The organism is Collinsella sp. CM84Y_54, from assembly GCF_036317945.1.
Lineage (GTDB): Bacteria > Actinomycetota > Coriobacteriia > Coriobacteriales > Coriobacteriaceae > Collinsella.
In genome coordinates, this window is sequence record NZ_JAWQCX010000004.1 from 213,665 (window position 1) to 228,082 (window position 14,418).

Annotated in this window: 10 protein-coding genes; 8 read left to right on the forward strand and 2 right to left on the reverse strand. The window is 61.3% G+C overall.

Translation table 11 applies throughout. The features are described 5' to 3' along the window. Window positions 1-402 precede the first annotated feature (402 nt). The 5 genes from dnaK (at window position 403) to V2391_RS07945 (ending at window position 7,277) form a co-directional block, all read left to right on the forward strand. A complete protein-coding gene (gene dnaK / locus V2391_RS07925; protein ID WP_196033393.1) occupies window positions 403-2,295 on the forward strand; it encodes a molecular chaperone DnaK in 1,893 nt (630 codons plus the stop codon). A gap of 2 nt (window positions 2,296-2,297) precedes the next feature. After that, the gene (locus V2391_RS07930; RefSeq protein ID WP_329738891.1) at window positions 2,298-3,140 is read left to right on the forward strand and encodes a nucleotide exchange factor GrpE; all 843 of its coding nucleotides are present in this window, start codon (window positions 2,298-2,300) and stop codon (window positions 3,138-3,140) included. A 108-nt stretch (window positions 3,141-3,248) separates the two neighbouring features. Further along, window positions 3,249-4,214, forward strand: coding sequence for a DnaJ C-terminal domain-containing protein (locus V2391_RS07935; protein WP_055285310.1), 966 nt, complete (start codon window positions 3,249-3,251; stop codon window positions 4,212-4,214). Window positions 4,215-4,286: 72 nt separating this feature from the next. After that, entirely contained in the window at window positions 4,287-4,703 is a 417-nt protein-coding gene (locus V2391_RS07940) for a heat shock protein transcriptional repressor HspR (protein WP_117746523.1), read from the forward strand. Window positions 4,704-4,976: 273 nt separating this feature from the next. Next, window positions 4,977-7,277, forward strand: a complete 2,301-nt coding sequence (locus V2391_RS07945; RefSeq protein ID WP_329738892.1) for a hydratase — start codon at window positions 4,977-4,979, stop codon at window positions 7,275-7,277. 473 nt (window positions 7,278-7,750) lie between these two features. On the opposite strand, the gene V2391_RS07950 is transcribed toward V2391_RS07945, so the two are convergent. After that, window positions 7,751-8,419, reverse strand: coding sequence for a hypothetical protein (locus tag V2391_RS07950; RefSeq protein WP_329738893.1), 669 nt, complete (start codon window positions 8,417-8,419; stop codon window positions 7,751-7,753). Between the two features lie 234 nt (window positions 8,420-8,653). Between V2391_RS07950 and V2391_RS07955 the strand changes: the two genes are divergently transcribed. From V2391_RS07955 to V2391_RS07965, 3 genes are all read left to right on the forward strand, one after another. Then, a complete protein-coding gene (locus V2391_RS07955; protein WP_329738894.1) occupies window positions 8,654-9,325 on the forward strand; it encodes a hypothetical protein in 672 nt (223 codons plus the stop codon). A gap of 447 nt (window positions 9,326-9,772) precedes the next feature. Further along, a complete protein-coding gene (clpB, locus tag V2391_RS07960) occupies window positions 9,773-12,400 on the forward strand; it encodes an ATP-dependent chaperone ClpB (RefSeq protein WP_329738895.1) in 2,628 nt (875 codons plus the stop codon). A gap of 133 nt (window positions 12,401-12,533) precedes the next feature. Next, window positions 12,534-12,737, forward strand: coding sequence for a hypothetical protein (locus V2391_RS07965; RefSeq protein ID WP_329738896.1), 204 nt, complete (start codon window positions 12,534-12,536; stop codon window positions 12,735-12,737). Window positions 12,738-12,869: 132 nt separating this feature from the next. Here the strand turns inward: V2391_RS07965 and V2391_RS07970 are convergent, their stop codons facing one another. After that, entirely contained in the window at window positions 12,870-14,372 is a 1,503-nt protein-coding gene (locus V2391_RS07970) for a hypothetical protein (RefSeq protein ID WP_329738897.1), read from the reverse strand. Window positions 14,373-14,418: the final 46 nt, after the last annotated feature.

Genomic DNA, 14,418 nt, shown 5'->3' on the forward strand with positions numbered 1-14,418 from the left:
AAAAAATATGCAGGTGAGGCCGTTGAGCTGCGCAAATGTTAGCTAAAGGTGACTCGTAATATTGAGCGATTGAGCGAGCTTTTGGAAAGCGTGTCCCGGAATCGACGCCCAAAACGGGTCACGCCTTCCTCGGGGTCGCCCAAGACCGCCCCAGGCACCCCCAGATCCAAACCTCAGCCATCTCTACATAGATCTCAATAGATTTGCCCAGAACTCAAACAGTGCGTCTACCTGCGCATTTGCGAACCTAAACTCTCGGCAATAAGAAATCTTATATGAATTGACTTAGATTTTGTATATTCCGGCCCATAAGGGGATACACTACATCCTGAAAGACAAGCCGAAGCGCCGCGCGACAGACCGTCGAGGCGGCGCGAACGCAAAAGAGAGAGGTAATTTCTAATGAGTAAGATTCTTGGTATCGACCTTGGTACTACTAACTCCGCTATGGCCGTCCTCGAGGGCGGTTCTCCGACCATTATCGTGAACGCCGAAGGCGACCGCACCACCCCGTCCGTTGTTGGCTTCCGTGCTGACGGCGACCGCGTCGTGGGTAAGGCCGCTAAGAACCAGGCTGTCACCAACCCCAAGAACACCGTGTTCTCCATCAAGCGCTTCATGGGCCGCAAGTACTCCGAGTGCACCTCCGAGATCAAGACCGTGCCGTACGAGGTCAAGGAGGGCCAGGGTGGCCGTGCCGTCGTCGACATCGAGGGCAAGGATTACACCGCCGAGCAGGTGAGCGCCATGACGCTCGCCAAGATGAAGGCCGATGCCGAGAAGTATCTGGGCGAGACCGTCACCGACGCCGTCATCACCGTCCCGGCCTACTTCAACGACGCCCAGCGTCAGGCCACCAAGGATGCCGGTAAGATCGCCGGCCTCAACGTCAAGCGTATCGTCAACGAGCCGACCGCTGCCGCTCTTGCCTATGGCCTGGACAAGCAGGGCACCGACCAGCGCATCCTGGTCTTCGACCTGGGTGGCGGCACCTTCGACGTCTCCATCCTCGACCTCGCCGACGGCGTGTTTGAGGTTCTGTCCACTTCGGGCGACAACCACCTGGGCGGCGACGACTGGGATCAGCGCGTCATCGACTGGATGGCCGACAAGTTCCAGCAGGAGAACGGCGTCGATCTGCGTCAGGACCCCATGGCCCTGCAGCGTCTGAAGGAGGCTGCCGAGAACGCCAAGAAGGAGCTCTCCGCGGCGCAGCAGTCCACCATTAACCTGCCGTTCATTACCATGAACCAGTCCGGCCCGCTGCACCTCAACTACACGCTGACCCGCGCCGAGTTCGAGAAAATCACTCGCGACCTGCTCGAGCGCTGCAAGCAGCCTGTCACCAACGCCCTGCGCGACGCTAAGCTCAAGCTCTCCGATCTGACCGAGGTCATCCTCGTCGGCGGCTCCACCCGTATGCCCGCTGTCCAGGATCTGGTCAAGACCATGACCGGCAAGCAGCCCAACATGTCCGTGAACCCCGATGAGGTCGTTGCCGACGGCGCTGCCGTCCAGGGCGGCGTGCTCACCGGTGACGTCGAGGGCATCCTGCTGCTCGACGTAACCCCGCTGTCGTTGGGCGTCGAGACTATGGGCGGCATCATGACCAAGATGATCGACCGCAACACCACGATCCCGACCTCCAAGACCGAGGTCTACTCCACCGCTGCCGACAACCAGACCAGCGTCGAGATCAACGTGCTCCAGGGCGAGCGCGAGCTTGCCCGCGACAACAAGTCGCTCGGTAAGTTCCAGCTGACCGGTATCCCGGCTGCCCGCCGCGGCGTGCCGCAGATCGAGGTCACCTTCGACATCGACGCCAACGGCATCGTCAAGGTTTCCGCTAAGGACAAGGGCACCGGCAAGGAGCAGCAGATCACTATCTCCGGCTCCACCGCTCTGTCCGACGACGAAGTCGATCGTATGGTCAAGGACGCCGAGGCTCATGCCGAGGAGGACAAGAAGCAGAAGGAAGAGGTCGAGGTCCGCAACCAGACCGATAGCCTGTGCTACTCCACCGAGCAGACCCTCAACGAGCTGGGCGACAAGGTTTCCGCCGATGTGAAGTCCAAGGCCGAGGCCGCTATCGCCGACGCCAAGAAGGCGCTCGAGGGCTCTGACGTCGAGGCCATCAAGGCCGCTGGTGAGTCCCTGCAGTCCGTGGCCTACGAGCTGGCTCAGGTTGTCTACGCCGACGCTCAGCAGCAGACCGACGGTGCCGCCGGTGCCCAGTCTGCCGACGATGACGTCGTCGACGCCGACTACGAGGTTGTGGACGACGAGGACAAGTAATCATGTCCGCCCGTAAAGCTCGCACGGAGGCGGCTGCCGCAGGCACTGCCCCCGTTGACTCTGAGGAGAAGGACGTGAAGATTCCCGTAGAGGCCGTCGACGATAGCGAGGCCAACGAGGCCGAGGCCGTCGAGGCTGCCGAGAACCAGGTAGAGGATTCCAACAAGGAGGCGACGATGACCGAGGACGAGATGGTGGAAGCTGCTATCCGCGCCGGTGAGGAAGCCGCCGACAACGACTTTAAGCTCAAGTTCGAGCAGGCCCAAAAGGAGCTTGCCGACGTGCGCAGCGAGCTCGATGCTGCGGCAGAGGCTCAGAAGGCCGCCGAGGACAAGGCAAAGGACGCCACCGAGCGCACCGCCCGTCTACAGGCCGACTGGGAGAACTTTCGTCGCCGCACCGCTAACGAGCGCATCGCCGAGCGCGAGCGCGCGACCGAGAAGCTCGTCACTGCGCTGCTGCCGGTGGTTGACGATATCGAGCGTGCAATCGACCATGCCCGTAGCCAGGAGCTTTCCGACGATTTTAAGCAGTTCGTCGATGGCGTTGACGCGGTGCATGCCAAGCTGCTCGATGTGTTTGCGCACGAGGGCGTTGAGCCCATCGACCCCAAGGGCGAGGCGTTCGATCCGCTCGAGCACCAGGCCGTGGGGCGTGTCGAGGACGCATCGCAGTACGACGAGACCGTCAACGACGTGTACCAGAAGGGCTACCGCATGGCGGATCGCATCCTGCGTTCCGCGATGGTGACGGTGACCTACGGTGGCGAGAAGCGCCCCGCACCGGAGCCCGAAGCGGCGCCCGAGGATGCCGCGGCCGATACGGCCGAGAGCACCGAGGAGTAATTGAGAAGGGCCCCGGGGCAACACCCGGGGCCCTTTCTGGCCTAGTGCCATATGAAAGCATGAGCCGTCGTCAGCAGTGACGGCGGACGTAACAGGAGAGGAGCTACGATGGCTGCAGGCAAAACCTTCTATGACATCCTGGGCGTATCCAAGAGCGCCTCCGACAAAGAGATCAAGAGCGCGTTTCGCAAGCTCGCGCAAAAATATCACCCCGATGCCGGCGGCGACGAGGCCAAGTTTAAGGAGATCAGCGAGGCCTATGAGACGCTTTCGGACGAGAAGAAGCGCAAAGAGTACGACCAGATGCTCATGTTCGGCGGTATGCCGGGCGCGGGCGGCGCGTATGGCGGCGGCTACGGTGCCGGCGCGGGTGCCAGCGGCTGGGGCGACATCTTCGACAGCATCTTTAGCGGCAACGGCGCCTGGGGCAGTGATTGGGGCTCGGGCTTTGCCGGGGCTGCGGGCGCTGCCGGTGCCGGCGCTGGCCGCAGCCGTGCTCGCAAGGGCGGCGACCTGTCGCTGACTGTCGATGTGACGGCCGAGGACGCGTTTCGCGGCGTGACGCACAAGGTTACCTACCGCATTCCCTCGACGGGCGAGCAGCAGACCATTACGGTCTCGGTGCCTGCGGGCGCGGTCGACGGAGGCAAGCTGCGTTACAAACGTCGCGGCGAGTACGGCGTTGCCGGAGGCGAGCGCGGCGACCTGGTCGTGACCACGCATGTGGAGGAGCACCCGCTGTTTAAGCGCAAAGGCGCCGACGTAACCATGGAGGTGCCGGTCTCGGTCTACGAGGCGGCGCTCGGCTGCACGGTGGACGTGCCCACGCCCGGCGGCGCGACGGTTCGTCTGAAGGTGCCCGCGGGTACCCAGACGGGCAAGAAGTTCCGCTTTAAGGAAATGGGCGCGCCCGACGTTAAGCATCGCGGCCGCACCGGTGCGCTGCTCGTCGAGATTAAGGTGCAGGTTCCCACGAACCTGTCCGATGACGAGCGCGATGCTATGACCAAGCTGCGCGAGGCCGACACGCGCGATTATCGCGAGAAGGTCAACCGTTACAAGGCGACGTACTAGGGCGGTCGTGGCGCACACCCGCGCCCGCGGGCTTATGATGGACGATAACGAGACGGAAAGGGGTCAGGTAGCATGGCCGAGGACAATAGGAATAAACCGCTGTACATGATCAGCGTGGCGGCCGAGTTGACCGGCATGCATCCGCAGACTCTGCGCGTCTACGAGTCCAAGGGCCTGGTGAACCCCCAGCGCTCGGGCGGCAACACGCGTCTGTATTCGCGTGCCGATATCGAGCGCCTGGAGCTCATCAACCAGCTGACCGACGAGGGCATCAACCTTGCCGGCGTGGTGCGCATCCTCGATATGAAGGAGCGTGCCGAGGAGCGCGAGCGCGAGAACGAAAAGCTCCGCGCCCGCGTGCGCCAGCTCGAGGACGAGCTGCACGAGTACAAGATGCAGAAGAAGATCACTGCCCTGGCCCCGCGCGATGGCTCGGTTAACCCCGAACAGGTCATGCGCAAGCTGCTGGGCGCGGGGACCGATTTGTAGTTACGCGGGCCGCATTCGGACAATCTGGCATTCAACTTCATGATCCCTTGGGGACGGAGGAAAACGGATCACTGGGTCAGGCCGACCCCCTCAGTGATCCGTTTTCCTCCGTCCCCAAGGGATCATTTTGCCGGCTCACACTGGGCTCGTCCTTTACTTTACCGAGATAAAGTGAACGTGTAGATTCGTAACCCACTCGCAACCGTTCTATGGCACGATATTGAACGAATGTATGCTATGCGCCCAAATCTTTTGGGCAGAGTGGGAGACAGTATGGTCAAGCTGTACGAGGACGGCATCTACCTGCGCGGCGGCAGCGAGGTTGTGCCTGCGGCCGAGGCTGCCGAGCGCGGTATTACGCAGACGCCCGAGGATGCCAAGCGCGGCACCATCGCGTATTCGATCCTCCAGGCACATAACACGTCGGGTGACCCCGAGGCACTCAAGATTCGCTTTGACGCCATGGCGAGCCACGACATCACCTTCGTTGGCATCATCCAGACGGCGCGCGCCTCGGGCATGGAGCAGTTCCCGCTGCCCTACGTGCTCACCAACTGCCATAACTCGCTGTGCGCCGTGGGAGGCACCATCAATGAGGACGACCACGTCTTTGGCCTTTCCGCGGCCAAGAAGTACGGCGGCATCTTCGTCCCGCCGCACATCGCCGTCATCCACTCCTTTATGCGTGAGAACTTCGCCGGCTGTGGCAAGATGATCCTGGGCTCCGACTCGCACACCCGCTACGGCGCTCTGGGCACCATGGCCGTGGGCGAGGGCGGTGGCGAGCTGGCAAAGCAGCTGCTGCGCGACACCTACGACGTTGCCTATCCCGGCGTCGTTGCCATCTACCTCACGGGCGCCCCGCGCCCCGGCGTTGGCCCACACGATGTGGCGCTCGCCATCATCCGCGCCGTCTTTGCCAAGGGTTACGTTAAGAACAGGGTCATGGAGTTCGTGGGCCCCGGCATTGCGAGCATGACGACCGATTATCGCAACGGCGTCGACGTCATGACCACCGAGACCACCTGCCTGTCGAGCATCTGGGCCACCGACGAGGACACGCGCGCGTTTTTGACCATGCACGGCCGCGGCGACGACTACCGCGAGCTCAAGCCCGCCGATGTCGCCTACTACGACGGCTGCGTCGAGGTCGACCTGTCGAGCATCAAGCCCATGATCGCGCTGCCGTTCCATCCTTCCAACGGCTTTGAGATTGACGAGCTCAACGAGAACCTCGAGGACATCCTGCATGAGGTCGAGCTCGAGGCCGCCAAGATCGGCGAGGGTAAGACGCACTTTAGCCTGCTCGACAAGATCGTCGACGGCAAGCTGCACGTGCAGCAGGGCGTCATCGCCGGCTGCTCGGGCGGCAACTACGACTCCGTGGTCCAGGCTGCCCGCGTGCTTAAGGGCGCCAACACCGGCTGCGGCGAGTTTTCGCTGTCGGTCTATCCCACGAGCCAGCCCGTGGCGCTCGAGCTTACACGCCGCGGCTACATCTACGACCTTATGGAGGCCGGCGCGATTGTGCGCACGGCATTCTGCGGCCCGTGCTTCGGCGCCGGCGACACGCCTGCCAACAACGGCCTTTCGATCCGCCACACCACGCGCAACTTCCCCAATCGCGAGGGTTCCAAGCCGGGCAACGGTCAGCTGAGCGCCGTGGCCCTGATGGACGCCCGCTCCATTGCGGCGACGGCTGCCAACGGCGGCGTCCTGACGCCGGCGACCGACCTGCCCGAGGAGACTTGGGACGAGGCCTGCGAGTACACCTTTGACGACGCGCCGTACAAGAAGCGCGTGTACTGGGGCTTTGGCAAGGCTGAGCCGGCCGACGAGCTGGTCGAGGGCCCCAACATCAAGCCGTGGCCCGCGATGGAGCCTCTCGGCGACGACATCCTGCTCAAGGTGTGCTCCAAGATCATGGACCCGGTCACTACGACCGACGAGCTCATTCCCTCGGGCGAGACGAGCTCCTTCCGCTCCAACCCGCTGGGTCTGGCCGAGTTTACGCTCAGCCGTCGCGACCCTGCCTACGTGGGCCGCTCCAAGGAGGTCGACGCGGTGGAAAAGCGCCGCGTTGCCGGCGAGGCAGCGGGCGACCTGGTGGCACTCGATGCCGAGCTTGCCAGCGTGTTTGAGGCGCTGACCGGCGCGGGTGTCGCGGCCGATGCCAAGGCGACTGAGTACGGCTCCATGCTCTATGCCAAGAAGCCCGGTGACGGTTCTGCCCGCGAGCAGGCCGCGAGCTGCCAGCGCGTAATTGGCGGCCTGGCCAACATCGTCCACGAGTACGCCACCAAGCGCTATCGCTCCAACGTGATGAACTGGGGCATGGTGCCCTTCCAGATGGAGGCCGAGCCCAACTTTGAGGTGGGCGACTACGTCTTTGTGCCGGGTATCCGTACCACGCTCGACGGCGACCTGCAGAACATCGCCGCGTACGTAGTGCGCGCCGATGGTGCGGTCGAGCAGATTGAGCTCTATATTGCCGATATGACGGCAGAGGAGCGTGCCATCGTCAAGGCCGGCTGCCTGATCAACTACAACAAGTTCAAGGCCGCTGCCGAGTAACGCACTTAATTGTCCGTCCGGGGCTTACCCTTTCCCGCCCGCTCACGCGCTTCGCGAGGGTCGCGTTCGGGAAAGGGTGAGCCCCGGACTACATTTCTGCATTCTCGTTGGGTCTTGAGGGACGCTAATAAATAGACTTGCTTGATGCCGCCTCTGTTAATGGGGCGGCTTCTTTTTGTCGAAAACCGCCACAAAGGTGCCTGTCCCCTTTGTGGCGGTCCGCGGTTTGTCTTGTCCTGTAACAGGTAGACCCTTATTTGCCGAGTAGTTGTTACAGATCTAGATAAACGGGCGCCGCTGAGCATTTCATCTCAATCTGTAACATCTGGGGTCAAAAACGGCAGCTAGATGTTACAGATCGAGATTTTGAGCGCTGGAGCCGAAAATCACCACAAAGGGGACAGGCACCTTTGTGGTGGTGGGGGTGGGCTCGATGTTATTGTGATCGCTGGGCGGCATTTTAATGAGCGTCCCTACAGGATTTCATCCGGGCTGGCGGGTTTGGTTGTTTTGGGGATGCCGAGTTTGGATGACGCGAAATCGTCAACATTGTCCTTAATTCCGTCTTTGGTGTAGACAGTGACCATATAGGTGCTGTGTCCGAATTCGCCCTTGTCGCGTGTTGCCCAGGCATCCCAGTAGGCGGCCCCGTTTCGCCCTTTGATTTTTCCGACACGGCGGAGTTCTGTTCGCTTTAATTTCCGGTTGCTATAGATGGTTCGACCGGCTTCCGCGGTGAGCCCGCACTGTCCAAGCAGCTTGTCGAGGACTTGGTTCATGTGGCGCTCATCGGTGTTTGGTGCGTAGTCGTAGGCGAGGGTGATGGAGTCGAGTGGCTGGTCGTCGATCAGATAGTTTAGCGCCTGAGGTTCAAGGCAGAAATAGGGGGAGCATCCGTCGACCTTGCCGAGCAACGGTAACTTGGACTGCCAACTTCCGGTGGGAATTGCATATTCGTAGAACACGCCACGGCAGACAAAGGAGAGCGAGGTGGCACGCGAGCCGGCGTCGACCATTCCGCATAAATCGAAGGGCGAGGCGATACCGAGGGAAAAGGGCGTGACGACGATAAAGAAGAACATCGCGATGGGTATGGCGAAAATGGTAATGACGTTGCGACCGGTGGAATGAGACGGCTTCATATGCGCTCCTCGAGACAAAGATCTGTTGAGGATAGGCAGAAATGGATATGTTCAGAGAACAATTCAAGTTTAATCTCATGGCGCGAGATGGTCGACCGTTAGCGTCGAAAACCACCACAAAGGTGCCTGTCCCCTTTGTGGTGGTGAGGAGCGCGCGGCTTCTTTTGGTAATAGTGTTAGCTGGCGGTATCATTAGTGCAGGTGGCGAAGGTTTGCATTGTGGGGTGTTTTGCCGTGAGCCGTTCTGCCCGTATTGGATTGATTGTCTTGGCGCTTGCGATCGCTGTGGTTGGCGCGGGCGCTGTCGGTATGGCATTTCTACCTGCTGCGGTGACGGAGCCGGTGGTCAAGCCTGTGACTCAATCTGTCGAACTTCTGACCGGCGACGACAAGCCCGAGACCATTACCGTTGATTTTGATGAGCAGCCGGCTGTGCTGGGTATTAGCAATTATCCGCGTATTCAGCTTGGGGCCATGCGCTATACCACGGATGCAAGCCTGATCGATAGGGCGTCCGAGCTACTCAAGGGCAAAACATTTAAGCGTTGGTACGGATATGCGTCCTATCGGGCAAAAGCGAACGACATGGTTGGCGGATGCCACTCTTCCATCGAGCTGGACACTGCAAACGGCGCAAAGTTATGTGATGTCTCGTACGATCCGGGCTACGAGGGCAATGAGGGTCCGGGCATCTACATCATGGACGGCGATGTCGCCTATGTCATGGAGGGCGACCAGACCGAGCTCAACGATTTTATGGGTCAGTGTATCCAAGATGCCTATAAACAGACCTGCTTGCCTGACCCGCAGACTGCACGCGATAGTGGGTCTGCCCGTACATGGCTGTTCGAGGATGAGATGCCCTGGACCGTCGAATCGGGAAGTACGGGTTCGGCGAAGGAGTAGAGACCGCGACCACCACAAAGGTGCCTGTCCTCTTTGTGGTGGTTTTCGGTCTGTCTCGATCTGTAACATCTTGGCCGCTAAAAGTGGGCCTGGTGTTACAGATTTAGATTTTTGATCCGGGTGTTTTCTGTTCGTCTCGATCTGTAACAGTTAGACCCTAATTTGCCGAGTAGATGTTACAGATCGAGACAAACGGTTGCCGCTGGTCATTTTCTCTCGATCTGTAACATCTAGGATCAAAAATGGCTGCTAGATGTTACAGATCGAGACGGTAGCGCGCCTGGGCAGCGGCGGGCTGACATCTCAGTATCCTATCCATCAATCACTCAGAAAATCTTATATATAGAGACTTAGATTTGTGTATAAGATCGTACAAAGCTGGCAACAATACTTCTCGAACAACGTGAAGCCGCCCCGTAGGGCGGCCGCCCCAAGAGAGGTGATTCCATGAGAATCGATAAGCTAGCAATGACGTCGCGCGAGGCGCTGCAGACCGCCATGAGCACGGCTGCCGACGCGCAGGCCGGCGCGGTGGAGCCGATTCACCTGCTGTCTGCCCTGCTCGGTGCCGGCGAGCGCAATATCTCCGTGATCATCGAGCGCATCGGTGCCGACCCGGCTCAGCTCGCACGCTCCACGCAGGATGTCATCGACCACGCGCCCAAGGTTTCGGGCGAGGGCCAGCAGATGGGCCTGTCCAACGAGCTTGTCCGCGTCATCGAGAAGGCCGAGAAAAAGGCCACCAAGATGGGAGACAGCTTTGTGGTGACCGAGCATCTGCTGATGGCGCTTGCCGAGGACAAGGGCGAGGCCGGTCGTGTGCTGCGCGACGTCGGCGTCACCAAGGAGCGCATCGAGCAGGTCTACGAGGAACTGCGCGGCGATGACCGCGTGACGTCTGCCGAGGACAAGACCCAGTTTGAGGCGCTGGAACAGTACGGCCGCAACATCTGCGACCTTGCCCGCGCCGGCAAGCTCGACCCTGTCATCGGCCGTACGGACGAGATCCGTCGTACCATCCAGGTCCTGTCCCGTCGCACCAAGAACAACCCCGTGCTCATCGGTGAGCCGGGCGTCGGTAAAACGGCTATCGTCGAGGGCATCGCCCAGCGTATCGTGGCCGGCGACGTGCCGAGCACCCTGCGCGACCGCGACCTCATCGAGCTCGACATGAGCGCGCTGGTCGCCGGCGCCAAGTATCGCGGCGAGTTCGAGGACCGCTTGAAGGCCGTGCTCAAAGAAGTGCAAAAGTCCGAGGGCAAGGTCATCCTGTTCATCGATGAGCTCCACACCATCGTGGGCGCGGGTGCCACCGAGGGTTCTATGGACGCCGGCAATATCCTCAAGCCGGCGCTCGCCCGTGGCGACCTGCATGCGATTGGCGCGACCACGCTCGACGAGTACCGCAAGTACATCGAGAAGGACGCGGCGCTCGCGCGTCGTTTCCAGACCGTGATGGTCTCCGAGCCCACCGTCGAGGACACTATCTCGATCCTGCGTGGCCTCAAGGAGAAGTACGAGATCTTCCACGGCGTACACATCACCGATAGCGCGCTCGTGGCAGCTGCCGACCTCTCCGATCGCTACATCGCCGACCGCTTCCTGCCCGACAAGGCCATCGACTTGGTCGATGAGGCCGCAAGCCGCCTGCGCATGGAGCTCGACAGCATGCCGGTCGAGATCGACGCCACCACGCGTCAGCTCACCCAGCTGCAGATCGAGGAACAGGCGCTCATGAAGGAGACCGATGACGCCTCCAAGGAGCGTTTGGAGGCTCTGCGCCAAGAGATTGCCGAGGTCCAAGAAAAGCTCAACGTGCAAAAGGCCGGCTGGCTCAACCAGAAGAACGCCATCGACCACGTGCAGGAGCTCAAGGGACAGCTTGACGAGGCCAAGAGCGAAGAGGAGCGTGCGACGCGCAACGGCGACCTGGGGCGTGCGTCCGAGCTGCGCTACTCCGTGATTCCTGGTCTGCAGCAGCAGATTCAGGATTCCGAGGCTGCGCTCGAGGCGCAAAAGCAGCAGGACGGCGAGGGCCTCAACGAGCAAGTGACCTCCGATGAGATCGCCGAGGTCGTGAGCGCTTGGACCGGCGTGCCCGTCTCCAAGATGATGCAGGGCGAGCTCGACAAGCTCAAGGGCCTGGAGGGCGAGCTGCATAAGCGCGTCATCGGCCAGGACGAGGCCGTCTCAGCCGTCGCCGCAGCTGTGCGCCGCAGCCGTGCGGGCCTCTCCGATCCGGACAAGCCCATCGGAAGCTTCTTCTTCCTGGGCCCCACCGGCGTGGGCAAGACCGAGCTCGCCAAGGCGCTTGCCGAGTGCCTGTTCGATGACGAGCGCGCGCTCGTGCGTATCGACATGTCCGAGTACATGGAGAAGTTCAGCGTCCAGCGTCTGATCGGTGCGCCCCCGGGATACGTGGGCTACGACGAGGGCGGCCAGCTCACCGAGGCCGTGCGCCGTCGTCCGTACTCCGTGATCTTGCTCGACGAGATGGAGAAGGCCCATCCGGATGTCTTTAACGTGCTACTACAGGTGCTTGACGACGGCCGTCTGACCGACGGTCAGGGTCGCCAGGTGTCCTTCAAGAACACGATCATTATCATGACGTCTAATGTGGGCTCCAAGGCTATCGCCGAGCTTTCCGGCAAGGACGAGGAGGAGATGCGCCATCAGGTCGACGCGGCCATGGCTCAGACCTTCCGCCCCGAGTTCCTCAACCGTATCGACGATATCGTGGTGTTCCATCCGCTCGGCATGGCGCAGATCGAGAAGATCGTCGACATTCAGCTCGCCGACGTCCGCGCGCGTCTGGCCAAGGAGCGCATGACGCTTGCCATCACCCCGGCGGCCAAGCAGATGCTCGCCGTGGGCGGCCTGGATCCGGTCTTTGGCGCCCGTCCGCTCAAGCGTCTGGTGCAACGCGAGGTCGTGGATGCCATCGCGGCCGCCATCATCGACGGTACGGTGCGCGAGGGCGATCAGGTGACGGTCGATGTCGACAAGGACGGCGGCTTTACCGTCGTGTGCGACAACACGCCGGCGGCCACCTACGAGGTCCCCGACGCCGAGTAGATTTTGGGCCATGCCTTAAAAACTACTAGCCGTCTCTAAACGCCAAGGGCGGCGGATCCAATTGGGTCCGCCGCCCTTTTTCGTGCGACAATCGATGGTGTTGAACACAATTGCACGGCAAGGAGATACGCAGATGAAAGACGAGAACAAGACGAACGCACCGGCGACTGAGGCGGCGCCCGCCGCACCCGCCGCACCCAAGCCGGCGCCTAAGCCGGCACCCAAGCCGCGCGACCCCTACATCCGTGCCGAGAACGAGGACGACGACGGCTACGATCCCTACAGCGATTGCCGCCCCGAGCGCGAGCCGCTGTTCGAAGCCGACCCCTGGCGCTGAGTACCACCCAAAAGGCCATGAATAAGTTGCGGTGAAATAGGGACTGTTTTGCGGTTTGACCAGCAAAAACAGTCCCTATTTCACCGCAACTGCGTTAGGGATGTGGGTGTTGGGCGGCTGTCTTTGGGCTGGCTAGTCCTGGGCTTTGATGCTCGGCAGGAGAATCTGGGCGAGGTAGTCGGTCTCGAGTTTGGTCGCGGCGTCTGCGTTGCCGTCTTTACCGACCAGCACGTTCTTGATCTGACTATAGGTGTAGCGGTTGCCGGTCGTAAGCTCGACAAGCTCAATGGCCGTGTCCATGGGGTAGGTCGACACGGGGTCATGCGTGCGTCCGTTGATGGTCTGGGGCACCACATACGGATAAACGGGGCCGCTGGCGTAGACGGTGTAGCCGTTGCCGAGGTTTGCCGCACCCAAAACCGCGTCGCCCTCATCGGGCGTAAAGCTCTCGCCGTCGCGCACCGTGACAAGCGTCACAAGCGGCGTGCTCGTGTCGCCGGCAAGATAGATGCACAGCGTGCTGCCGTTTTGCCAAGTCGCGACTTTGCCGTACCACTCAACGGGAATATCGAGCTGATACAGGTCCGTTGCCTTATGTCGAGCATCGGCGTCGCGGGCCGCCTGCACCTTGCGGGAGCTCACGGCGTTGGTTGCGGCGTCGCGTCGCGCGGTTGCCGCCTGCTGGAGTACCTTTGCGACCGCGGCGGAATTCACCCCGCCTTCCTCGGCATACTTGGCGGCGGCATCGATCTGGTCGTCGGTCACCGTGTCGGCCGAAGGTACCTTGAGCTTAAAGGTGGCCTGGGTACTCAAATCCTGCCCATCGCTCTTAATGGTGACCTGGGCCTTGGTGGTCGGGACGGTGTAGATGGTGCCGTCGGCCGCGATGGGGGAGGCGGCGATGGAGAACGTGTAATCGCCGGGCAGCAGCTTTATGCCGCGACCATGCTCGTCAACGTAGAGCGTTTCGCTCACGGAAGAACCGTCGGAATCCTGTCCGCTCACCTGCACGGGAATCTTAGAGCCAGTTGAGCAGTCGAGGCCCGCGGCATGCACGCCGATCTGCACCGACATCATGGTATGGGCGTTTGCGGCAAGCACGGCAGCCTGCTCTTGCTGATATCCGTTCCAGGCAGCATAGCCTGCGCCGCCGGCGACGAGCGCGACGGCCACAACGCCGGCAACCATCAGGTTGCGGCGCTTGGGCGACATCTTACGATGACGAACCTCGGCTTCGCGTGCCGAAGGAACGGACGGTAGGGGAATATCGCCCATGGCGATGGTCTCGTCCACGGCAGGCGCAGAGCCTAAGCCAGGGAGCTCGCGGGTCAGCGAATCTTCGGCCGGCAAGTTGTCGAGCAAGATGGTTTCCTCGCTCGTGTCGGATCCGGGCTGGCCGTCGGCCTCGCATTCGGATTCCTCGTGCCCCGCCCCGTCTTCGGTGGGCGCGGCGCCATCGTCTTTTGCATCCTGATCATCGGGCTGCGCCTCGATTTCCGGCTCATCCTGCACATCAACGCTCGAATCGTCAAACGCAACATCGTCAAGCGAAATCCGGTCTAGGCTCTCCAGGGCCTCGGCACACGCTTCTGCATCTTGGGCCGCATCCTCTTGGTCCATCGTCTCATCTTTCATATATCCCCCAAGCTCAATATCGGGACAACACTGTACCCAAAAACGG